Origin of the sequence: Sphingomonas sp., from assembly GCF_017304635.1 — a bacterium.
Lineage (GTDB): Bacteria > Pseudomonadota > Alphaproteobacteria > Sphingomonadales > Sphingomonadaceae > Sphingomonas.
The window spans coordinates 1-23,311 of the sequence record NZ_JAFKMA010000001.1 but is presented as its reverse complement, the minus strand read 5'-3'; the positions used below and the strand labels follow the sequence as shown (position 1 = coordinate 23,311).

General features: G+C 66.6%; 17 protein-coding genes, 1 tRNA gene and 2 rRNA genes. 9 read left to right on the top strand and 11 right to left on the bottom strand.

The window, feature by feature from the left end; translation table 11 throughout:
• Positions 1-20: 20 nt before the first annotated feature.
• From J0I47_RS00100 to J0I47_RS00090, 3 genes are all read right to left on the bottom strand, one after another.
• Positions 21-554 carry a GNAT family N-acetyltransferase gene (locus J0I47_RS00100; protein ID WP_294044407.1) on the bottom strand — a complete coding sequence of 178 codons (534 nt, stop codon included), beginning with the start codon at positions 552-554 and terminating at the stop codon, positions 21-23.
• Positions 551-1,621, bottom strand: a complete 1,071-nt coding sequence (locus J0I47_RS00095; protein ID WP_294044406.1) for an alpha/beta fold hydrolase — start codon at positions 1,619-1,621, stop codon at positions 551-553. Before J0I47_RS00095 ends, J0I47_RS00100 begins: the two co-directional genes overlap by 4 nt.
• Positions 1,622-1,719: 98 nt before the next feature.
• Positions 1,720-2,070 (bottom strand): poly(R)-hydroxyalkanoic acid synthase subunit PhaE, encoded by a 351-nt coding sequence (locus J0I47_RS00090; protein WP_294044405.1) that lies wholly within the window; start codon positions 2,068-2,070, stop codon positions 1,720-1,722.
• A gap of 155 nt (positions 2,071-2,225) precedes the next feature.
• Here J0I47_RS00090 and J0I47_RS00085 point away from each other — a divergent pair, with 155 nt between their 5' ends.
• The 3 genes from J0I47_RS00085 (at position 2,226) to J0I47_RS00075 (ending at position 8,217) form a co-directional block, all read left to right on the top strand.
• Positions 2,226-4,682, top strand: coding sequence for an aminotransferase class I/II-fold pyridoxal phosphate-dependent enzyme (locus J0I47_RS00085; protein WP_294044404.1), 2,457 nt, complete (start codon positions 2,226-2,228; stop codon positions 4,680-4,682).
• Entirely contained in the window at positions 4,679-5,737 is a 1,059-nt protein-coding gene (locus J0I47_RS00080) for a glycosyltransferase (protein WP_294044403.1), read from the top strand. The genes J0I47_RS00085 and J0I47_RS00080 overlap by 4 nt, the downstream gene beginning before the upstream one ends.
• Positions 5,738-5,949: 212 nt before the next feature.
• Positions 5,950-8,217, top strand: a complete 2,268-nt coding sequence (locus J0I47_RS00075) for a TonB-dependent receptor (protein WP_294044402.1) — start codon at positions 5,950-5,952, stop codon at positions 8,215-8,217.
• A gap of 53 nt (positions 8,218-8,270) precedes the next feature.
• Here J0I47_RS00075 and J0I47_RS00070 read toward each other — a convergent pair whose 3' ends face one another.
• Together J0I47_RS00070 and J0I47_RS00065 are read right to left on the bottom strand one after the other, a co-directional pair.
• Positions 8,271-9,905, bottom strand: coding sequence for a carboxylesterase family protein (locus J0I47_RS00070; RefSeq protein ID WP_294044401.1), 1,635 nt, complete (start codon positions 9,903-9,905; stop codon positions 8,271-8,273).
• Positions 9,902-11,311 carry an MFS transporter gene (locus J0I47_RS00065; protein ID WP_294044400.1) on the bottom strand — a complete coding sequence of 470 codons (1,410 nt, stop codon included), beginning with the start codon at positions 11,309-11,311 and terminating at the stop codon, positions 9,902-9,904. The genes J0I47_RS00070 and J0I47_RS00065 overlap by 4 nt, the downstream gene beginning before the upstream one ends.
• Positions 11,312-11,389: 78 nt before the next feature.
• On the opposite strand from J0I47_RS00065, the gene J0I47_RS00060 reads away from it, so the two are divergent.
• Positions 11,390-12,061, top strand: a complete 672-nt coding sequence (locus tag J0I47_RS00060) for a TetR family transcriptional regulator (protein ID WP_294044399.1) — start codon at positions 11,390-11,392, stop codon at positions 12,059-12,061.
• Between the two features lie 75 nt (positions 12,062-12,136).
• On the opposite strand, the gene J0I47_RS00055 is transcribed toward J0I47_RS00060, so the two are convergent.
• The 3 genes from J0I47_RS00055 to J0I47_RS00045 form a co-directional block, all read right to left on the bottom strand.
• The gene (locus J0I47_RS00055; protein ID WP_294044398.1) at positions 12,137-12,547 is read right to left on the bottom strand and encodes a hypothetical protein; all 411 of its coding nucleotides are present in this window, start codon (positions 12,545-12,547) and stop codon (positions 12,137-12,139) included.
• A 321-nt stretch (positions 12,548-12,868) separates the two neighbouring features.
• Positions 12,869-13,471 carry a TetR/AcrR family transcriptional regulator gene (locus J0I47_RS00050; protein ID WP_294044397.1) on the bottom strand — a complete coding sequence of 201 codons (603 nt, stop codon included), beginning with the start codon at positions 13,469-13,471 and terminating at the stop codon, positions 12,869-12,871.
• Between the two features lie 85 nt (positions 13,472-13,556).
• Positions 13,557-14,426 (bottom strand): aldo/keto reductase family oxidoreductase, encoded by an 870-nt coding sequence (locus J0I47_RS00045; protein WP_294044396.1) that lies wholly within the window; start codon positions 14,424-14,426, stop codon positions 13,557-13,559.
• A 284-nt stretch (positions 14,427-14,710) separates the two neighbouring features.
• Between J0I47_RS00045 and J0I47_RS00040 the strand changes: the two genes are divergently transcribed.
• From J0I47_RS00040 to J0I47_RS00020, 5 genes are all read left to right on the top strand, one after another.
• Positions 14,711-15,970 (top strand): Nramp family divalent metal transporter, encoded by a 1,260-nt coding sequence (locus J0I47_RS00040; RefSeq protein ID WP_294044395.1) that lies wholly within the window; start codon positions 14,711-14,713, stop codon positions 15,968-15,970.
• A gap of 9 nt (positions 15,971-15,979) precedes the next feature.
• Positions 15,980-17,179, top strand: coding sequence for a DUF2252 family protein (locus J0I47_RS00035; RefSeq protein ID WP_294044394.1), 1,200 nt, complete (start codon positions 15,980-15,982; stop codon positions 17,177-17,179).
• 251 nt (positions 17,180-17,430) lie between these two features.
• A complete protein-coding gene (locus J0I47_RS00030) occupies positions 17,431-20,109 on the top strand; it encodes a TonB-dependent receptor (protein WP_294044393.1) in 2,679 nt (892 codons plus the stop codon).
• Between the two features lie 83 nt (positions 20,110-20,192).
• The gene (locus tag J0I47_RS00025) at positions 20,193-21,215 is read left to right on the top strand and encodes a Ca2+-dependent phosphoinositide-specific phospholipase C (RefSeq protein ID WP_294044392.1); all 1,023 of its coding nucleotides are present in this window, start codon (positions 20,193-20,195) and stop codon (positions 21,213-21,215) included.
• 1 nt (position 21,216) lies between these two features.
• Entirely contained in the window at positions 21,217-22,416 is a 1,200-nt protein-coding gene (locus tag J0I47_RS00020; RefSeq protein WP_294044391.1) for a histidine-type phosphatase, read from the top strand.
• 77 nt (positions 22,417-22,493) lie between these two features.
• On the opposite strand, the gene J0I47_RS00015 is transcribed toward J0I47_RS00020, so the two are convergent.
• The 3 genes from J0I47_RS00015 to J0I47_RS00005 form a co-directional block, all read right to left on the bottom strand.
• Positions 22,494-22,570: transfer RNA gene (locus tag J0I47_RS00015), tRNA-Met, on the bottom strand.
• Between the two features lie 112 nt (positions 22,571-22,682).
• Positions 22,683-22,797: ribosomal RNA gene (gene rrf / locus J0I47_RS00010) — 5S ribosomal RNA — on the bottom strand.
• 131 nt (positions 22,798-22,928) lie between these two features.
• Positions 22,929-23,311 (bottom strand): 23S ribosomal RNA (locus tag J0I47_RS00005); the annotation flags it as partial.

Below are 23,311 nucleotides of genomic sequence, written 5' to 3'. Positions count from 1 at the left end.
GCCGTCCCGCCTTTCGATCCCTATTCGATCCCCGCCGCCCGATGCCGCGCCGCGACGCGCGCGGCGTCGTAGCTGAGGATGGCGAGGTCGTGGCTGCGGCCGTCGCGGCCGCGGACATGGTCCTTCAGCATCGCCTCGGCGCGAAACCCGACGCCTTTGAACAACGCGATCGACGCGGCCTGATCGACCGTCATCCGCGCGACCAGCTTGGCGAGGCCACGATCGCGCGCGATCATGAAGATGCCCTGGAGCAGGTCGATCCCGAGCCCAGCCCCGCGCCGGTCGGCCGACACCAGCAACCGCACCTCGCCGACATGCGCTGACCAGCCCAGCGGATCGCGGACCAGCGCCGCGGTCGCGACGATGGTGCCGTCCTCCTCGGCGACCAGGCTGTCGATCTCGCCCGCTTCGATCGCCGCCAGCCATGCCGCGATCACGCGCGGTTCGCGGATGTCGCGGCTGAGGAACAGCAGGTCATGCTCGGGCAGCGCCCCCGCGAACGCCATCATCGCGTCGCGATCCTGCTCGCGGAAACGGCGGATGGCGTGGCTCATGTCGATCGTTCTCCCAGCCATTGCACGAGGTTCGGCCACAGCCGCTTGATCGCGTTGCCGCCCGCGACCAGGCTGACATGCCCACCCTTCAGTACGATCTCGCTCTTGTCGGCCGATCCGATCATCCCGAGCAGCGGCGCGGAGGCGGCGGTCGGCACGATATGGTCGTGTTCGGCGGTGACGTGCAGGAACGGCGCGGTGATCGTCGCCAGATCTACGCGGCGACCGCCGACCTCCAGCCGCTCCTCCATCAACTGGTTGTCCCAGATCAGCTTCTTGGTCGTCTGGCGGAAATATTCGCCCGCGAGCGGCAGGCTGTCCGATGTCCAGCGATCGAACATGCGGTAGGATTTGACGAACTCGTCGTTCCACAGATTGTCGTAGAGCCGGATGTTGCCCGCGGTCCGCGCCGCCGGCCGCAGCATGTCGAATGCGGTGTAGAGCAGATCCGCCGGACAATTGCCGAGCGTGTCGACCAGTTTGTCGACGTCGAAGAAGCGGCGGTCGGCCCAGGCCTGGAACAGCTTCATCTGCGCGAAGTCGACCGGCGTCGTGAAGGTGACGAGGTTGGCTAGCCCCGCCCCGGGATGCAGCGCCGCCCACAGCAGCGACAGCACCCCGCCGAAACAGTAACCGACCAGGTTGATGTCGTCCTCGCCGCTTTCCGCCTTCACGCGCGCGACCGCGGCGGGCAGGAAGTCGAGCACGTAGCTTTCGAGGCTCAGCGACTTCTCGTCGGCGCGCGGCGCGTCCCAATCGAGCATGAACACGTCGAACCCGGCGCGCAGCAGATATTCGACCAAGCTCTGCCCCGACACCATGTCGAAGATGTAGCCGCGATTGGTCGTCGCCATCACCAGCAGGACGGGGATGCGGTACACCTCGTCGCTCATCGCGTGGTAGTGGTAGAGCCGCATCGTTCCGCGCTCGATCAGTACGTCCTTCGGCGTCGCGCCGAGCGACGGGCCGCTGGTGCGGAAATAGTCGAGCCCCTTCAGATTGCGCTGCATCGCGCGCTCGAATTCTCGCGCGGCGGCGTCGGCGAAGTCGAGCGGCGCGGTGGCCATCTAAGCGCGCTCCGGCGAAAGCAGGAGCCCAGAGCCGCAGGCGAAGCGCCGGTGGCCCTCGACTCCTGCTTTCGCAGGAATACTGGCGGAGGGACGGCTCAGCCCGTTTTCTCCGACGGCGGCTTGCGCGTGCGTTTCGGCTTGGGCCGGTCGGCGCGCGGGGGCGAGCCGCCGAGCCGCTCCTCGATCCGCGCGAGTTGCGCCTCGATCCGCGCGAGCCGGGCCGACAGGTCCTCGATCTCGGCGCGACTCGGCATGTTGGCGGCGGCGAGCGCGCGCGTCATCATCGCGCCGACCGCTTCTTGCGAGTTGAGCTGCGCCGCGGTCGCGCCGTGCATGGCGCGGGCGAACTCGTCGGAGCGGGCGAACCCGCCGCCGACAGTGTTGGCCATCTTCTCCCATTCGCCCAGCATCTCGCGGAACAGCGCGGCCGGATCGGTATTGGTCATGACACATCCTGAGTCGCGCGGCGCGACGCGTCAAGCGAATTGCTGCGCGGAACGAGTGCAGCATGTCGCGGATGGGGCACCGGCGCGGTGTTGCTTACGGTGCGCGTAACCGCTTTTTTAAGGTCGCGCTGGCACAAGCCGCGACCATGGCATCCATGCGCTTTCCCCTGGTCGATCCCAACCCGCCGCGGCTCAGCGAGCATCTCGACGTGCTCCGCCGCGTCGAGGCGTCGGGCGTCTATTCGAACAACGGCCCCGAGCTGCGCGCGTTCGAGGCTGAGGCGACCGAGCGGCTGTTCGGCGGACGGGGCGCGTGCCTGGGGGTCGCCAATGCGACGCTCGGCCTGATGCTGGCGATCCGCCAGGCGATCGGTCGCGAGGGCGCGAAGGGTCGGCTCGCGCTGATGCCGGCGATGACTTTCGCCGCGACCGCGCAGGCGGCCGAATGGTGCGGGCTGACCCCGCTGATCGGCGATATCGATCCGGAGAGCTGGACGCTCTGTCCGGCGGCGGAGGAACGCCTGCTCGAGCGGCATGGCGACCGCGTCGCGGTGATCGTGCCCTATGCGACGTTCGGGACGGCGATCGACCTCGACCGCTATGCATGGCTGGCGGAGCGCTACGGCGTCGGCGTGGTGGTCGATGCCGCCGCCTCGCTCGGCACGATCGACGCCGCCGGCCGCGGCTTCGGCAGCGGCGCGCCGTTCGCGATCGTCCATTCGCTCCACGCGACCAAGACCTTCGCCGTCGCCGAGGGCGGCCTGATCCATTGCGGCGACGCGGCGCGTATCGACGACATGCGCTCGATGAACAATTTCGGGTTCGCCGGCAGCCGGTCGGCGGTGATGCCCGGCATCAACGCCAAGATGGCCGAGATCGTCGCCGCGATGGCGCGGCTGAAGCTCGCCGAGATCAGGGACGTTGTCGCCGGCCGCAGCGCGGTCGAGGCGGCGTATCGCGACCGTCTCGACGGCGTGACGTTGCAGACGGTCGCCGGGGAACGCCGCGCGACGCAATTCCTGCCCGCCTTGCTCCCACCGCATGCCGATCGCGATCGCGTGATCGCCGCGCTGGCGGCCGACGGCATCGGCTGCGGCGCCTATTTCAGCCCGCATCTGGGGCAACAACCGTGGATCCGCGACCATGCGCTCGCCGGACCGACTCCGGTCGCCGACGACGTCGCTGCGCGGATCGTCTCGCTGCCGATCACCGACAGGATGACGGCCGAGGATGCGGCGTGGATCGCGAGCCGCGTCAACGCCGCCACGCGCGCGCCGCGCATCGCCGCAAGCCCGCGCGCGATGGATCGCCTGATCGTCGTCGGCGGCGGCCCCGCCGGCACCGCGCTGCTGACCGCGGCGGCGAAGCAGGGCCAGCTCGCCGCCCTCGCGCAGGCCGGCCTGACCATCGCCGAGCGCGACGACGCGCTCGGCGGCGGGCGGCTCGGCCGCTACGCCATCTCGTCGGATTCGACGGCGGAGACGTTCCTGTCGGCGGTCAAGGACAATCCCTATCCGGAAATCGCCACGCTGATCGACCATCCCGCCGCGCGGCAGGTCGCCAAGTTCGTCGGCGCGCTTGGCGTACCGCTGGTCGATGCCGGCCCGCTGCTCCGCGTGACCGGCGACCGGCTCGCGGGAATCGTCGCCCAGAACGGCGGACGCGTCGCGACGGGACACGACGTGGTGAGCGCGAAGCGCGTAAGCGGCGGCTGGTCGGTGACCGTCCGGCGGCTGTCCGACGGGCGCGAGCGGGAGCATCGCGCCGCCAATCTGGTCGTTGCGACCGGTGGCTACCAGCCGCTCGACCGCCTGGCCACGGAGGAAGTCGCGGGCGCCCCGCTGCATCGACTCGCGGCCGGCCGGCTGATGCAATCCGACGAGCTACTGGCGCTCGGCGGGCTCGATCGCGCGGCCGATTTGCTGCGCAGCAAACGCGCGCCGAAGGTCGCCGTCATCGGCGGCTCGACCAGCGCGCTCGCCAGCGTCGCGCTGATGCTGCGCAGCCGCCCCGGCATCGCATTCGGCGCCGGCGGCATCACCCTGCTCCACCGCCGCCCCTTGCGCCCCTTCTACCATTCCCCCGACGCCGCGCGCGCCGACAGTTTCACTGATTTCGGCGACGATGACATCTGCCCAGTGTCGGGATTCGTCTATCGCCTCGGCGGGTTCCGGCTGGAGGCGCGTGAGCTGGTGCTGCGCATGTTGCAGGTCGATGGCCGCGCGCCCGAGCCACGCGTCGCGACGCACCGGATCGGCGACGACGAAGCCCGTGCTCGCACGATCATCGAGCAGGCCGACCTCGTCGTCGGCGCGCTCGGCTATCGCCCGCATGCGCTGGCGCTCAGCGACGATCAGGGCCGCCCGCTTCCCCTCGCCGCCGATACCGGGCGGCCGATGGTCGATCGGCATTGCCGCCTGCTCGACGCGCACGACCGTCCGATCCCCGGCGCCTATGGCATCGGGCTCGCGGCCGGGTTCGTGCCGTGGGGTCGGCTCGGCGGCGAGGCGAGCTTCCGCGGGCAGGCCAACGGTCTGTGGCTGTGGCAGAACGACGTCGGCCAGATGATCGTCGATCAGGTGCTGGGCGAAGCGGTCCAGGCGGTCGCGTGACCCCGTCGCCTGCGCCCACCGTCAGCGTCGTCATGGCCGCCTATAACGGCGCGGCGCTGACCGGCGAGACGCTCGACAGCCTGTGGGCGCAGAGCTTCGCCGATTTCGAAATCGTGGTGGTCGATGATTGCTCGACCGACGACACGCGCGAGGTGCTCGCCGCCGTGCGCGACCCGCGCCTGCGCGTGATCCATGCCGACGAAAACGGCGGCCCGGTGCGCAGCCGCAACCGCGCGGTGACCGAAGCGCGCGGGCGTTACCTCGCCGGGCTCGACCAGGACGACATCTGCCTGCCGCACCGCTTCGCGCGCCAGGTCGCCTATCTCGACGCGCACCCCGACATCGCCCTGGTCGGAGCGAGCGCCAACATCCTGGAGGACGGCGCGGTCAGCGCGCATGCCAAGGCCGCGGTGACCACGCCGCGCCTGATCGAGTGGCTGTTGCTGATCGAGAATCCGCTGGTCTGGTCCACCGCCATGATCCGCCGCGCGGCGCTGCCCGCCGGCGAGTTCACTCGACCCGACTATCGCTATGCCGAGGATTTCGACCTCTACCACCGCCTAGCGCGGCACGGCGGGATCGCCCGGATCGACGAGCCGCTCCTCCTCTACCGTCGCCACGGCGGCGGCGCGTCGCAGCGTTATACGGAAACGATGCAGGCCAACGCCACGCGCGTCCTTGCCGAGCGCTACACTGACGAAGGCGTCGCCTTGCCCGACGCCAAGGCGCGACTGATCGTGCGGCACCTGATGGAGGGCGAAGCCGTCCCCGACGCGGCGACATTGGCCGAAATCGGCGCGCTGCTCACCGGGCTGCAAGCGCATTTTCTCGCGACGCGCCCGATCGATGACGAGAATCTACGCCTGATCCGCTGGGAAACCGCGCTTCGCTGGGGCAAGATGGTCCGCACGGCGCTCAAGGCCGGGACAGTCAGCATCGGCCAGGCGGCAGGCATTCGCCCCGATCATCTCGGGCTCGGTTACACGCGGCTCGACGAGTTGCTGATGGCGGGCCTGCGCGGCAGCGCCAAGGCGAAACGCGGACGCGCTGCCTGACCCCCAATCACAAGCCGGCATCTGGCAGCCTGGCCGTCAGCCAGAAGGCAGCGAGCGATGGCAACTCAATCCTCACCATCGCTGCGACGCGACTAAGCGCATTGCCAAACAGACATTCACTCTCATGAGAAATAGTATTGTGTGCGATGAGTTTTTGCGCCATTTTCGCCGCCGGCCGCCTGAGAGCGTGCGAGAAAGATCGGGAGGATGGCATGAAGGCTTGCCTGTGGTTGCTGAGCGCATCGGCGCTTGCGGTCGTCTGTAGCGGAGCAGCGTCGGCACAGACCGCACCGAGCGCCTCTACGTCCGCCCCCGCACAGCAGACCGACGAGACCGCGACCGCGGAAGATGCGCCGCGCGAGATCGTCGTCACCGCGACTCGCCGAACCGAGAATCTGATGACCTCGCCACTGTCCGCCTCGGTCCTGACCGGGACCGATCTGGGCAACAAGGGCGTGACGAACGTCGATGCGTTGCAGTTCGCGATGCCGTCGATCGTGGTCAACAATTTCGGCCAGGGCAACGACTTCAACGTCCGCGGTATCGGCAAGGCCGAGCACAATACGCAGACGACGACCGGCGTCATCACCTATCGCGACGGCGTGCCGACCTTTCCCGGCTATTTTCAGATGGAGCCCTATTTCGACGTTGCCAACATCCAGGTGCTGCGCGGGCCGCAGGGCACGATCGTCGGACAGAATGCGACCGGCGGCGCGGTGTTCGTCAACACCAACGATCCCGTCATCAACGGCGGCATTCGCGGCTACGTCAACGCGAATTACGGCAATTACAACGACTTCGGCATTCAGGGCGCGATCAATATTCCGGTCAGCGACACCTTTGCCGCGCGCATCGCGCTGTTCGGGCAGCGTCGCGACAGCTTCTTCCACATCACCGGGGCGGGCGGCAGCGCCTATCCCTACGATCCCGGCAACCTCGGCTATCTCGCCGGGCGCGTCAGCTTCCTGTGGAAGCCGAACGACCATTTCTCGGTCCTGTCGAAGACCGATGTCGACTGGCTCGATTCGGGCGCCTACCCCGCCTCGCCGTTCTGGCAGCACAGCGATGCGTATCCGGCATACAAGCGCGACCTGTACGACATCCAGCTCAACACGCCGCAGGGGGCGCGCGACAAGTTCGTGCGCTCGGTGCTGAAGCTCGAATACGACACCAACGACGGCACCAAGTTCCGCTCGGTCACCGGGTTCCAGACTGGCAACACGCTCTACAGGGCAGACCTGGACGGCACCGCGTCGAACATCGTCGATCCGACCACCGGCACGATCAAGAACCAGTATTTCTTCGATACCGTGACGGAGACTCAGTTCAGCCAGGAGTTCAACATCACCTCGCCCGACAATCGCCGCTTCACGTGGCTGATCGGCGGGTTCGGGATGTGGAACACCTATTTCTTTCCGCGGCCGTTCGACAATTTCACGATCGACGTGTGCTACGGGTTCAACCTGGCGGCGTGCAAATACCAGCTCGCCGGCCGCAATCCGGAGCGTAGCCTGGCGGGCTTCGGCCAGATCGGGTTGCAGATCACGCCGAACCTGAAGCTCGAACTCGGCGGCCGCTACACCGCCAGCCGCTCGACCAATTACGTCAACGTGCTGCAATACGGCACGCCGATCAACCAGACGCAGACAGTCAAGTCGGATAATTTCTCGTACAAGGCGTCGCTCGGCTGGAAGCTGAGCCCGGACCAGTATCTGTACGGCTTCGTCGCGACCGGTTTCCGGCCGGGCGGGCTCAACGTGCCGGTCGGGCTGGGCAACCCGGCGCCGTTCGAGCCGGAGCGCGTGACGTCGTACGAAGCCGGCTGGAAGGCCAATTGGGCGAACGGCCACGTCCGCACGACGCTGACCGGCTTCTACAACGACTACAAGAACTTCCAGGTCATCATCGGCTATCCGACCTTCCCGACCTTCGGGATCGAACTCAACGTGCCCAACGCGACCAAGATCTACGGGTTCGAGGGCGAGATCGACGCCACGGTCGGCGGGTTCAAGTTCGGCGCCGGCGTCAACGTGCTGCACAGCGAACTCGGTCAGTTCTACGCCAGCGACCCGCGCGCGGCGGCGACCGGCGCGTGCGATCCGCTGAAAGGGGGTGCCGCGACCGCGACCAACTGCATCAATCTTGCCGGACGGCGCCAGACCTATGCGCCGAACGTCACGTTCAACCTGAGCGCGGAATATGAGGCCAAGCTGGCGAACGGCGACACGATCACGCCGCGCGCCAATTTCGGCTATGTCGGCAACCAGTGGGCGACGTTGTTCGAGAACGTCAATCGCGGCGACCTGTTGCAGGCGCGCAAGATCCTGAACGCGCAGATCGCCTACACCCATGGCACGCTGACGCTCACCGCCTATGCGACCAACCTGACCGACCAGCATTACGTCGCCGCGCTGAACAGCGGGCTCTATTTCGCGGGGTCGCCGCGGCAGTACGGGGTCAAGGTGCTTAAGGCCTTCTAGGCCGTAATGCAACGGCACGATCGCGATGATCGCGATCATGCCGCAGCAGTCGGTCAGTCGCAGCCGGCGGTTCGCCCCGGCAGCTTGGGCGCCGCCAGACCGACGTTCCAGTTCCAGGCGATCCCGGCCTTCGCCTTGCGGCACACCACGCGCTCGTTGAGCACGTACATGCCGGGCATCAGGCCGGTGCCCGGCTGCGGCGTCGCGGCGAAATGCATGTAGCGCATCGCCTGGCCGAAGGCGGGCCAGGCCGGCGCGTTCGCCGCCAGCGGTCGGCCGGTCATGGCGAAGCTTGCCCAGTAATCGAGCATCGCATCCGACAGCGCGCGTTCGTTCGCGTCCGCCGGGATCTTCGGCCACAATGGCGGGGTGCGATCGATCGTGCCGAAGACGTAGGGCAATTCGCTCGCGTGGAAGGAGTGGAGCCCGGCCTCGTCCATCGCCGGATAGCCGTGATCGAACAGGTAGAGATAGGACGGTTGCCCCAGTGCGGTCTGCTTGCGCACCAGTCGTTCGGCAGTCCAGCCGTACAGCGCATCGCGCGTCGCGGCGATGATGCTCTGGGTGTAGTCGGCGGCCGGATAGAGTGTGAGGAAAGCGTCGGCGAGGTCGCCGTAACGATCACGGATGACCTTCGCGTAGTCATCGGCGCTGGCGGGCGGCTTGGGCGCCAGCATCATCAGCGACCGGATCTCGCCCTGGTTGAACCCGGCCAGGATCGGCACCGCCGCCTGCTTTCCGGCATCGAACGTGGCAGTCATCTGCGCCGGCAGCACCAGCCCGTCGATCACGCCCCATGGCGACCAGCCGGCCTTGGCGGCGGCGTCGGTAATCGCTTGCGCGCCCATTCCGCGCAGTGTCGCCAAGTCGGGCGCCTGCACCGCGCCGCCCAGCATCTGCCCGGCGGCTTCCGCCGACGGCATGCCGTAGGTCGCCTTCTTCAACTCGGGCATGGTGACCATGTAAGCGCTCTCGGCGATCGCCCGGTGGAACAGTCCGCGCGCGAGCGGCGATTCCAGCAGGTACATGACGCTCAGCGCGCCCGCGGACTCGCCGGCGATGGTCACGTTGCCCTTGTCGCCGCCGAACGCCGCGATGTTGTAGCGCACCCAGTTCAGCGCCGCGATCTGGTCGAGCAGGCCGTAATTGCCCGACACGCGCTGCGGCGATTCGGCGCTGAGCGCGGGGTGCGCGAGATAGCCGAGCACGCCGAGCCGATAGTTGATCGACACGACGATCATCCCGCGCTCGGCCAGCTTGCCGCCATCGTACAATTGCTCGCGGCTCGACCCGCCGACCAGCGCGCCGCCGTGGATCCACACGAACACCGGCGCATGGCGCGCGTTTTTCGGCACCCAGATGTTGAGCGTCAGGCAATCCTCGCTGACCGGCATCGGCTGCGGCGGCGAATAGACCGAGACCGGCGCCTTGCTCTGCGGCTGAACGCAGGCCGGGCCGAACGCGGTCGCGGCGCGCACCCCCTGCCACGGCTTCATCGCGACCGGCGGGCGCCAGCGCAGCGCACCGACCGGCGGGACGGCATAGGGGATGCCCTTGAACGCGGTCACGTCGCCATCGGCGACCCCGCTCACCGCGCCCGAGGGAGCCGCGACCACCGGCCCCGTCTGCGCGCCAGCGGGGATAGCCATCGTCGCGGCAGCCAGCGCCGCTATCGTACGCAACGTCATCGCGACATCCTTTCTTCGGTGCGGAGCCGCCGGGCGAGCAGCAGGAACAATCCGATCGCCACCAGATAGGCAGGAGACAGCGTGTAGAGTGCCAGTTGCAGCGCATGGGCGTAGCCGTGCGATTTGAACCAGTCGCTCACCGCGCCGACCCAGGTCGGGCCAAGACCGAGGCCGATGAAATTCATCACCAGCAGGAGCAGCGCACCCGACAGCACGCGCTGGTCCGGCCGCACCTCCCCCTGAACCAGCGCGACGGCGGACGAGAGATAGAAGTAGTTGAAGACGTTCGCGATCGTCAGGAACACCAGCGCCAATGGCCAGCCCGGCGCCCAAACGAAGCCGAGGAAGAACGGCAACGCGACCACCAGCGACAGCGCCGGCGCGACCGCATAGACGACGCGCGATCGCTGCGTGAAACGGTCGATCACGCGGCCGGACAGGATCATTCCCGTGCTCATCCCGATCAGCGCGACCAGTGCATACCACACCGCGACTTCCGACAGGGTCATCCCCTTTTCGCGTTGCAGGAACAGCACCGCGAAATTGCCGAGGCCATAGGTCACGAACTGCGTCGCGCCGCTTGCAAGCGATGCCAGCATCAGGACGGGATGCGTGAAGAACATCCGGAGCGTCGCGCCGAACCCTGCCCTTCCGCCCGACAGGTCGGTCGCGACGGCATCGGTCGCGCCGCGTACCGGCTCGCGCATCAGCAGCTTGAGCAGGACGGCGGTGACGATGCCGATCGCGCCGATCGTGATGAACGCCGCGCGCCAGTTGAACCACACCGCGATCGACGCCCCGAACGCGATCCCCAAGGCCGCCCCGATCGGCGGGCCGAGATTGTAGATGCCGAACGCCATGCCGCGCCGGCCCGGCGGAAAGGTGTCGGTAATCAGCGCGTAGGATGGCGGCACGCCGCCGGCCTCGCCGAACCCGACCGTCATCCGGGCGATCACCAGTTGCGGATAGGTCGTGGCGAGCCCGCACGCGGTCGTCGCCGCGCTCCAGATCGCGCAGGCGAGCGACAGGATGTTCACACGATCGATGCGATCCGCCAGAAACCCGATCGGGATCGCGATGAAGCAGTAGAAGAACGCGAAATACAGTCCGCTCAGCAGGCCGAGCTGGCCATCGGTGATCTTCAGGCTGTCCTGGATTGGCTTGGCGAGGATGCCCAGCAACTGCCGGTCGAGGAAATTGAGCACATAGACGAAGGTCAGCGCGACGAGCATGACCCAGGCGCCGGGGGCGATCCGGGGTGGCGCGGTCGGGGACGACACGCTCATGCGAACACCGGCACCATTCGCCGCAGCGGCCCGACCGATCGACCCCTCATCCTCGCTCTCCCGATCCCGGCCCGATCCCGACTGGCCGTTTTCCGCCATCATGACGCGGCCCGACGTCATGTCAACATCACTATCGTTTGAGTGAATGTCTCGGACGCATCGCTTGACGGACGAGCGTCGAGCAGTGAAGGGAAAGGCGTGACTCAGACCGCCGCCCCGAAGCGCCGTTCCAGAAAGGCCGAGCAGCGCGCGGAAACGGTCGAACAGATCCTCGACGCCGCCGAGGAACTGTTCTCGCAGCATGGCCTGTATGGCGTCCGGCTGAAGGAAGTCGCCGAGAAAGTGGGCGTCCACCACACCCTGCTGAACTATTATTTCGACGACAAGAAAGCCCTGTTCGACGCCGTCTTCGCTCGCCGCGCGGCGGTCACCAGCGAACGGCGGATGCAGGCGCTCGACGATTACGAGCGCGCGTGTGGCGGCAAGCCGACGCTGGAGGGCGCGCTCCACGCCTTCCTCGACACCGATCTCGACCTCTATATCGATGGTGGCGAAGGCTGGCGCAATTACGCCAAGCTCGGTGCGCAGGTCGCCAACACCCCGGCCTGGGGCGCCGACCTGATGGACAGGAATTTCGATCCGGTGGTGTTACGGCTGATCGAGCTGCTCAAGAAATCAATGCCCGATGCCGACGAAGCCGCGATCTTCTGGGGCTATCACTTCGTCACCGGCGCGCTGATGCTCACCCTCGCCCGCACCGGCCGTATCGACAAGCTGTCCGGCGGCCTTGCCAAGTCCGAGGACTTCATCGCGGTAAAGCAATACATGGCCACATTCATGGCCGGCGGCTTCCGCGCGATCTGCAAGTGACCGGGGAGCGGGCTCAGGCGGCGCGCTGCTAGAGCGGTAGCCGTTGCGGCATGGCATCGACGGGGGACGCCATGTTCATCGGCGGAACTGCCGTGGCAACGGCGCACGAGCGGCGCTGATCCGCTCCAGCAGCAGTTCGTATTGATCGGGGGTGAAGCCCGCCGCTAGAAACGCGCGGACTTCGGCCGATGCGACCGCGAACCCGCGATACCAACTGAGCACGGCAATCCGACGCAGTGCCTCCAGGCGGTCGTCCGACAGGGCATTGGACACCCGCAAGCCGAACAGCCAGCGGATCGCGCGCGTCACTCGCCCGGCCGGACGGATGGAGGTCAGCTTGTCGCGCTGCGCCAGCGCCACGACCTGCCACTCGAGCGGAGTCAATTCGGCCGGCTTGCCGATGCGCTGGAAGTGCCGGGGCGGCGCGGCGGGGCGATCGAGTACGGCGGCACCGCCACCGGTCGCGGGAAAATCGAGATAGGCCATGGCCATTTCCTCCTTGTTCTTGGGGCCGGCGCGTGGGGCGAGCGCCGGCCCGTTCCCGGCGACGGGGCATCGCCGGGCAATCTGTTCATCGGACACGAGCAGTCCCGCAAAGCGCGACGGGGAGTCACGGACAACTGGGGACGACGGTTATGCTAACGGCAGGTCAGGATACGATACGCGTCTGGCCTGTTCCCTTGACTCTGAGTGGCGTGGTCGATCCTCGTTCTGTACCATGCAGTATATAAACTGGCCAGAGACGGATCAAGCTTTATTTTATACCGACCGATATTTTTATCCGATCGGCGCTGTCGAGCCGGGATCCTATCGGCTCGGCCAGACCGCCAGGCTGGTATCGACCAGCCGTTGCAATTCCTCGCGAGAGGCGCCGGCCCCCGCTTGCACCGCCATGCCCTGCAGTAACGCGCGTAGATAATTGGCGATGCCATCGGCGTCGGCAAGACCATGAAAGTCGCCATCCGCGATCGCACGTTCCATCCGTTCGACCAGCGCCGCATGCGCGATCTTGCCGCGTTCGAGCACGTCCTGGCGGATCGACTCGGCCTCCGCCCCGCACGCAACCGAACTGATGACGCCCAGGCAGCCATGCGGCTCCGACTTGCCGGTCTGGTTGGCGAGCGCCCCCTCCAGCAAATGCTTGGCGACCCCGCGCGCGGTCGGCGCCTCCAGCGCCTCGCTGATATAGCTCAGCTTCTCGCGTTGATAGAGGTCGAGCGCCTTGCGGAACAACTCTTCCTTGTTGCCGAACGCGGCGTAGAGACTGGGGCGCGTGATCCCCATCGCATCGGTGAGGTCGGTCATCGACGCGCCCTCATACCCCTTGCTCCAAAACACGCGCAACGCCGCGACCAGCGCTTGATCGACGCAAAACTCACGCGGGCGGCCACGAACGACGGCATGTTCCATAACGGCCGGTATATAATGCGACGATAAGCCAAGTCCAGACGCGTCGAGTTGGGAAGCTGTCCGCCGGCCGTAGTCGTGTCGTATCCTAAGGAGCTTTCGCTCCGATCGCATCGAGCTCGCGGATGGCATCGTCCGGCAGCGTCAGCGAGGCCGCTGCGAGATTTTCCTCCAGATGCGCCAGCGACGACGTCCCCGGAATCAGCAGAATGTTGGGCGAGCGCTGGAGCAGCCAGGCCAGGGCAATTTGCATCGGCGTGGCGCTCAACCGTTCGGCCACCGCCGACAACGCCGCCGACTGCAATGGGCTGAAGCCGCCGAGCGGGAAGAAGGGGACGTAGGCGACGCCATCCTCCGCCAACGCGTCGATGAAGGCATCGTCGTCGCGATGCGCCAGATTGTACTGGTTCTGCACGCACGCGATGTCGACCATGTCGCGGGCCTCGCGATACTGCGTCGGCGTGGCGTTGCTGATGCCGATCTGCCGCACCAGCCCCTGCCGCTGCTGGTTGGCGAGAACCTTCAGCGGCGCCGCGATCGGCCCCTCCGCCGGGCCGTGCGTGTCGAACATCAGCCGCAGGTTGACGACGTCGAGCGACTCCAGGCCGAGATTGGTCAGATTGTCTTCGACCGCACGAACCAGTTGGTCGGGCTCGAACGCCGGCAACCATGAGGCATCTTCGCCGCGCCGCGCGCCGATCTTCGTCACGATCACCAGATCGTCGGGGTAGGGGGACAGCGCCTCGCGGATCAGCCGGTTGGTGACGTGCGGGCCATAGAAATCGCTGGTGTCGACATGGTTCACGCCGGCCGCCACCGCGGCGCGCAATACCGCCAACGCCTGATCGGGATCGCGCGGCGGCCCGAACACCCCGGGTCCCGCAAGCTGCATCGCGCCATAGCCGAGCCGCTTTACCATGCGGCCGCCAAGCGAATAGATACCTGCCCGTTCGATCATGGACCGTCTCCTTTGTCGCTCAACATACAGGTGGCGCGAACCGTTGCATGGGCGCGAGATCGGCGTGAGCGCGCCATGACGAACGCCTGGGCGGCTGAACCAGCACTGGAATCCGCCTCGCACTTTCCGGGTTCAACGGAATATCAGAAGGTTAGCGCAGGGAACCACCGACCGGCTGAACGGTTTCGCATCCGTATCGACTGGAGTTTGCGTATGTTCGATGCCGTTTCGCTTTCAGGATCGCCTGTAGCCCCGCTCTCGATATCCGCGACATCAGCCGCTCGATGACGGTCCGCAATCGCATCCGCTCGGTCGCGCTGGTCGATCAGCTTGGGCCCGGGCTTATCACCGGGGCGGCCGACGACGATCCCAGCGGCATCGCGACCTATTCGCAGGCTGGCGCCCAGTTCGGGTTCGGCCTGCTATGGACGATGGTCCTGAGCTACCCGCTGATGTGCGCGGTCCAGCTCGTGAGCGCGCATATCGGGCGCGTGACCGGATGCGGCCTGTCGAAGAACATGGCACAGGTGATCTGGCGGCCCGCCGTCACCGGGCTCGTCGTGCTGCTGTTCGTCGCCAACACGATCAACATCGGCGCCGACCTGGCCGCGATGGGCAGCGCCGCCGAATTGACGTTCGGCATCAGCGCGCATGTGATGACGGTCGCGTTCGCGGTCGGTTCGCTGATGCTGCAACTGTTCGTCGCCTATCGCCGCTATGCCGCGTTCCTCAAGTGGCTGACGCTGGCGCTGTTCGCCTATGTCGCGCTGCTGCTGGTCATTCATGTCGAGTGGCGCGACGTACTCGGCGGGCTCGTCCCGCAGCTCGACGGCGCGAAGAGCGTCTCGTTCATCGTCGCGATCTTCGGCACGACGATCAGCCCGTATCTGTTCTTCTGGCAAAGCGCGCAGGAGGTCGAGGAAGTCGCGCAGAAACCCGACGCCAAGCCCCTGCTGAAAGCCCCCGAACAGGCGCGTAGCGAGTTCCGCCGGATCCGGATCGACACGCTGGTCGGGATGGCGGTCTCCAACCTCGTCGCGATCGCGATCATCATCGGGACGGCGGCGACGCTCCACCAATCGGGCAGGACGATCGAGACCGCCGCCGACGCCGCTACGGCACTGGAACCGGTCGCCGGCCGCTTCGCCTATCTGCTGTTCAGCCTCGGCATCATCGGCACCGGACTGCTGGCGGTGCCGGTGCTCGCGGGGTCGGCGGCCTATGCCGTGGGCGAGACGCGCGACTGGAAATGCGGGCTCGAACACAAGCCGTGGGAAGCGGTCGGCTTCTATTCGATCATCGCCGCCGCGACGATCCTGGGCGTGGTGATCGACTGGTCCTCGCTCGATCCGATCAAGGCGCTCTTCTACAGCGCGATCGTCAACGGCGTGGTCGCGGTGCCGATCATGGCGGTGATGATGGTCGTGGTGTCGCGCCGCGACACGATGGGGCGTTTCACCGCGCCGCGGCGTTTGCTGGCATTGGGCTGGATCGCGACCGGCGTGATGGCCGCCGCCGCCGTCGCCATGGTGGTATTGCCCTGAGGAGATCACATGAAGCTACCCGACGCCGACGAGCGGACCGCCATTCTCGATGCTCGCCGGACGATGAAGATGGCGCGGTCGACGCACGCCTATGTCCGCGGGAACACGGCGAAGTTCTACGAGTGGCTGGCCGAGTCCCGCGCTGCGGCGAACCTGCCGGACGGACCCGCCATCTGGATCTGCGGCGATTGCCATGTCGGCAATCTGGGCCCGATCGCCGACGCGCGCGGCCATGTCGCCATCCAGATCCGCGACCTCGACCAGGCGGTGATCGGCAATCCGCTGCATGACGTGATCCGCCTCGGCCTGTCGCTGGCGACGGCCGCGCGCAGTTCGGACCTGCCGGGCGTGACCACGACGCACATGCTGGAGCAGATGGTGGCCGGTTATGTCGGCGCGCTGGACGCACCCGACGGCGACGACCACGGGCCGGAACCCGACGCGGTGCGAACGGTGAAACGGCGCGCGCTGGGACGACGCTGGCGCCACTTAGCGAAGGAACGGCTCGAGGATGTGAAGCCCGAAATCCCGCTGGGCAAAAGGTTCTGGGACCTGACCGCCGCGGAACGGCGGGGCGTCGACGCGGTGTTCGACGACGCGGGCGTGACGCGCATGGTGCTGGCGCTCAAGCAGCGGCAGGCGGACGACTGCGTCAAGCTGGTCGATGCCGCTTATTGGGTGAAGGGATGCAGTTCGCTCGGCCTGCGACGGCTCGCCGCCATTCTCGACCTCGGCGACGAACGCGATCGCGAATATGCGCTCGTCGACATCAAGGAAGCGGTGAAGCCGGTCGCACCGGCGGCCAAGGGCGCGCGCATGCCGGGCATCCCGGCCGAGCGCGTGGTTGCGGCGGCGCGCGCGCTTTCCCCCAATCTCGGCGAGCGCATCGCGGCAGCGCGCTTCCTCGACGCATCGGTGTTCGTGCGCGAATTGATGCCACAGGACCTCAAGATCGAAGTCGACCAGTTCAACACCGAACAAGCGGTGCGCGCCGCGCACTACCTTGCCTATGTCGTCGGCAAGGCGCATGGCCGCCAGCTCGACGCCGCCGACCGGGCACACTGGCGCAAGACCCTCCTGTCCCACCGCCACGCGGACGACGCGCCGTCCTGGCTATGGCGCAGCGTGTTCGAACTCGCCGGCCGCCACGAAGTCGGCTACCTCGAACATTGCCGGAGCGTGGCGGAACATCCGGCGCGGGCGAGTTGATCGTCCAGACCAACCTGCGCCGATCGGGCGTGTAACACCGCGTGCAGCATCGGATGGAGGTCGGCTTAGGCTCACAGCCTTCCGGCTTCTTCACGCGGTGAGCGAACCGCGCGACATCGATGCACCGATCAACGATGCCGCCTCGCGCGCGATCGTCGCCATTCTGTCATCGCGATTTCGCCGCACTGAAACCAGCCACTCCTAGGTGCCCCGGCAGCGGCCAAGGGTCGCATCTTTGGGGGATTCTACAAATGAAAATGTATCGAAGCCTGTTTCTGGGCTCGGTGGCGTGCGTCCTGATGACTGGCATCTCGTCCGCCGCACACGCGCAGACGGCGGGCAAGGACGCTCAGGCTCCGCAAGCCGCGGCCGACACGAGTGCCGACGCCGATGCCGGGCAGGAAGTCGTGGTCAACGGCACCTACGCGCGCAGCCTGCGTGCCGCGACGGAGGCCAAGCGCCGCGCGGATTACGGGCTCGATTCGATCAGCTCGACCGATATCGGCAAGTTCCCGACGCAGAACGTGGCGGAAGCGCTGCAACTCGTCACCGGCGTCGCGATCACACGGCCGCGCGGCGAGGGCCTGTACGTCAGCGTGCGCGGCCTCGGCCCGCAGTTCCAGAGCACCCTGCTCAACGGCCGGACGGTCGCGCTCAACGACCTGATCGAAAATGGCGGCGCCAACGGTCGCCAGTTCCGGTTCGAGATGCTGCCCGCGGAGTTCACCGCCAGCATCGACGTCGTGAAGACGCCGACCGCCGACATGACCGAAGGCGCGCTCGGCGGCAATATCGACGTCAAGACGTTCCGCCCGCTCGACGTCGGTAACAAGACCACGCTCAACCTGCGCGGCACCTACACCAGCCAGACGCATCAGGTGAAGCCGAACGCGACCGTCATCGCCAGCGCGACCAATGCGGACGGCACCTTCGGTCTCCTCGCCGGCGCGCAATATTGGGGCAAGGCGGTCCGCAACGATCGTTTCATGAACTTCGGCTGGAACCTCGACAAGTTCACGGCGGCGGCGGCAGGCGGGCTGGCCGCGGGATTCTACACGCCGACCCGCACGCGCCCGACGATCGAGACCGAACAGCGTCAGCGCTTGTCGGGCATGATCTCCGCGCAGTGGCGCCCGGCGGCGGGGCTGGAAACGACGCTCGACATCCTCGCGACGCGGCTCGACGTCGCCTATGACGAATTCGGCCTCGACATCTATCCGGACGACACCAGCGTGTCCGGCCATCGCCCGGTGATCGTGCCGTCCACGGTCAAGACCGACGGCAAGACCGTGGTCGCTGCGACGATCAACGACGTCCGGTTCATGGCGTCCCGCGAATACAGCCTCAACCGCCACGATTTGCTGACGGTCGGGCTGCATCAGACCTACGATGCCGATCGCTGGCACCTGTCAGGGGACGCGAACTGGTCGTTCGCGCACAGCTTCCACCCCGATTACCGGGTGGGCACGGTGCGCAGCCGCGCGATGTTCTTCGCGCCGCTGACCTATGACGCGTCGGCGGGCTACAAGGTCATCCCGACCTTCACCACCACGGTCGATCCGACCAACCCGGCGAATTACAGCCTCTACCAGTTCAACATCGCGCCGAAGAACAGCAAGGACTGGGACTTCTTCACGCGCGGCGACGCGACGTATGACGTCGGTGGATTCTTCACCAAATTCGCGGCCGGCATCGAGTATCATTGGCGCAAGCGCGATTACTTCCGCCGCGACTTCATCGTCGCCACGGGCACCACCACGCCGCTGACCTCGCTGGGCAGCGGCGCGTACGAACAGATGCCGTATGACGATTTCCTCAAGGGCGTCGACGGCAACACGCTGCGCCGGTTCCTCGTGCCGGTGACGGGCGTCTACCTGAACGCGTTCTTCACGCCGGACGTGCAGGCATCACCGCTGACGGCCGGCGACCTGCGTTCGTCGTTCGTGGTGACCGAGAAGGTGGCGAGCGGGTATGTCCGTGCCGATTACGGCTTCGACCTCGGCGGGATCGCTGTGACGGGCAATATCGGCGCGCGCTACGTCCATACCGATCAGGTCGCGAGCGGGACGCTGACGATCGGCTCCGCGCCGACCCCGGCGAGCTTTCCGAAGACGTTCAACAACGTCCTGCCCAGCTTCAACCTGCGCGCCGAACTGACCCACGACCTGATCGCCCGGCTGGCGGCAAGCCGCGTGCTGACGCGTCCCAACGTCACCGACAGCGCCCCGCGCATCACCGTGTCCACCGACGCGCCGACCGCCAGCGGCGGCAATCCGCAGCTGGTGCCGTTCCTGGCGACGCAGTTCGACGGGTCGCTCGAATGGTATTTCAACCGTTCGGGATCGCTGACCGGGGCATTGTTCTACAAGGCGATGGACAATTACATCACGCAGCAGAACGTGAACATCGACATTCCGGGACGCGGCACCGTCCTGCTGTCGACGCAGGTCAATGGCGGCAATGCGAAGGTCTATGGGCTGGAGACGGCCTACAACCAGGTTTTCACCTTCCTGCCGGCGCCGTTCGACGGGCTGGGCGTGCAGACGTCCTATACCCACACGTCGGTGAAGGCGAGCTACACGGCGGGCTCGCGCCCGATCAGGGATCAGTTGATCGGCCTGTCCAAGAACAGCTTCAATATCGTCGGCTTCTACGACAAGGGGCCGCTGTCCGCTCGGCTGTCCTACGTCTGGCGCGACCGTTACCTGTCGAGCACCGGCAGTACCACGCAGGCGCCGACCTATACCGCGCCGTTCGGGACACTCGATGGCAGCATCGCGGTACGGGTGATCCCGAACGTCACGCTGAGCGTGGAGGCGATCAACCTGTCGGGTGCCCATCTCTACACCTACAACGACGACGCGTTGCGCTTCGGCGAGATCAACTATTGGGGCCGCACCGTGCTGTTCGGCGTGCGGGCGCAATTCTGATGCGCGGACCATCGATCCTTGTGGCGATGGCTATGCTGGGAGGAGCGGCCGTCGCCGCTCCTCCGTCGCGTCCGCCACTGCATATGAACGACATCCAGGTCTTGGGATCGCACAACAGCTTCAAGGCGCGGATTCCGGCGGCGGTGATGGCGGAGTTGTACCGGCGCGATCCGAAGCTGGCGGCGGCACTCGATTATTATCATTTGCCGTTGTCGCGACAGCTCGATCGCGGCGTGCGTCAGCTGGAAATCGATATCTTCGCGGATCCGGAGGGCGGACGCTACGCTGATCCGGCCGGCGAGCGGCTGGCGCACGCGACGGGCGAAGCGACCGGCTTCGATCGCGCGGCGATGGCGAAGCCGGGTTTCAAGGTCTTCCACATTCCCGACATCGACTATCTGTCGGATTGCGTGACGCTCCAGCGCTGTCTGGGCGAAATCGACGCCTGGTCGCGGGCGCATCCGGGCCATCTGCCGATCATGCTGACCATCAACGCAGCCGACACCAGGAGCGACCTGCCGATCACGCAGCCGTTGCCGCTCGACGATGCGCGGCTGCTCGACGCGCTGGATGTGGAAATTCGCCGGGCCATTCCCGGCCGCCGCCTCATCACGCCCGACGAGGTGCGGGGACGATCCGCCACCTTGCGCGAGGCGGTGCGCACGCGGGGCTGGCCGTCGCTCGCGGCGGCGCGGGGACGAATCTACATCCTGTTCGACGTGCGCCCGGCCGTCTCGGACGCTTATCGCACGGGCCACCCGTCGCTCGCGGGGCGTGCGATGTTCGGCTGGTATCCCGACGACCAACCCGAAAGCGCGATCCAGATCGTTCAGGATCCGCTGGCCGATGGCGCGCGCATCCGCGACTGGGTGAAGGCTGGCGTGATCGTGCGCACCCGCACCGACGCGAACACGGTCGAAGCGCGCGCGCACGACCAGCGCAAGGCACAGGCAGCGGCGGAAAGCGGCGCCCAGGCCGTCAGCACCGATTATTATCCCGGCGCCCCCGATCCGATCGGGCTCGGTTTTACCGTGACCCTGCCCGACGCGCGCATGGCGCGGTGCAACCCGTTGCGCGTGACCTATCGCTGCACCGTGACGCCCTGACATGCGCCGTAGTCTTCATGCGGCCTTGTTGCTGGTCTTAGCCGTGTCGCCGACGGAACCGGCATTCGCCCGCTCGCGGCTGATCGTCGAGCGCGCCGTGCTGGTGATCCGGCACGGCATCCGGGCGCCGCTGCTCGGCGAAGTTCCGGAAGCGACTCGCACGGCGGCCCCCTGGCCTCGCTGGAGCGTGCCGGATGGGCAGATCACGCCCCACGGCGCGAAAATGCTGGAGATCGTCGCCGCGGCGGATCGTCGCTTCCTGGCGATGCGCGGACTGCTCCCCGCCACCGGCTGTCCAGTGGCCGGGACGGTGCGGATCACGACCAACAGCGTCGACCGCACGATCGCCAGCGGCGAGGCATATGCACGCGGTTTCGCCCCAGGCTGCGGATTGGCCGTCGACCACCGCGACCCCGGCGTGACCGACCCTTTGTTCGAACCGCTCGCCGGCCGGCCGTCATCGTTCGACGCCGGTGCCGCGATCGCGGACATCAATCACACGACCGGCGGGATGCCGACGCTGGTCCGACGGCACCGCCGGGCGCTGGCGCTGCTCGACCGCGTGCTCGCGTGCGGCGGCGACTGTCTCGCGACCGGCCCGGCCGACATCAGCGCCGACCCGGACGGTCACGGTATCGTCCTGAAGGGCCCGATCCGGTCAAGCTCGGGCATCGCCCAGATACTGCTGCTCCAATATCTCGAAGGAATGCCGACCGCATCCGTCGGTTGGGGCCGAGCCGGCGCAGCGATGTTGCGGCGGCTCGGAACGCTGCACGCCGCGTTGTTCGCGGTCTTCACGCGGCCGCCTTACATGGCCGCCTACCAGGCGGCCGGGCTCGGCAAGCGCGTCCTCTCGTCGCTCGCGCACGGTCCGCGGCTGGACGTGCTGGTCGGGCATGACACCAACGTCACCGCGCTGGCGGCGGTGCTGGGAATCGACCTGATCGCGCCCGGTTATGCCGTCAACGACATCCCGCCAGGCGGCGGCCTGCTGTTCGAGCGGTTGCGCGACCCGCGAACTCGGCGAACGTTCGTCCGCATATCCTATCGCACGCAGTCGCCAGTGATGCTGCGCACCACCGGTCGCGCCTTCACTCTCACCGCCGTTCGGATTCCTGCTTGCGGCACGCTCTGCTCGACACGTCGGTTTGCGCTGATCTTGCGCCGACACACCGCTCAGGCAATGCACGTAACGCGCTAGCCGAGCGGTCGACACACGTTTCAAATGGGCTCCCGACTACGACGCCGAGTACCGATCGGATTTTTGAGAAAATGGGTTGGTTGCGGGGACAGGATTTGAACCTGTGACCTTCAGGTTATGAGCCTGACGAGCTACCGGGCTGCTCCACCCCGCGCCAACGTGATGCCCCGGAGACACGAACGCCTCCGCGATGGGCGGAGGCGAGGCGTGCCTTCGCGGGCAGACAAGTGAATGGGTTCTCTCCACGCGCGTCCGCAAGCTGCAATGCCTGGCGACGACCTACTCTTCCATCGCTTGAGCGATAGTACCATCGGCGCAGTCGGGTTTCACGGCCGAGTTCGGGATGGGATCGGGTGGGACACCGACGCTATGGCCACCAGGCAATGAAGCCTGCGGATGCGGGTGAAGGGTCTAAAATCGATGCACCTTATGCAATCGTAATCAATTCAATCTGGCGTCGAACTCAATCATCCAACCAGACAGCCCAAAGCTGTCATTGATGGTGGGACTCATCAAGCGCGAATAGGACAATTAGTATCGGTTAGCTCCACGCGTTACCGCGCTTCCACATCCGATCTATCAAGGTGGTGGTCTACCACCGTCCTAAGAAATCTTATCTCGAGGGAGGCTTCCCGCTTAGATGCTTTCAGCGGTTATCCCGTCCGTACATAGCTACCCTGCTGCGCCGTTGGCACGACGACAGGTACACCAGAGGTACGTTCAACCCGGTCCTCTCGTACTAGGGTCAACTCCTCTCAAATTTCGACGCCCACGGCAGATAGGGACCAAACTGTCTCGCGACGTTCTGAACCCAGCTCACGTACCACTTTAATTGGCGAACAGCCAAACCCTTGGGACCTGCTCCAGCCCCAGGATGTGATGAGCCGACATCGAG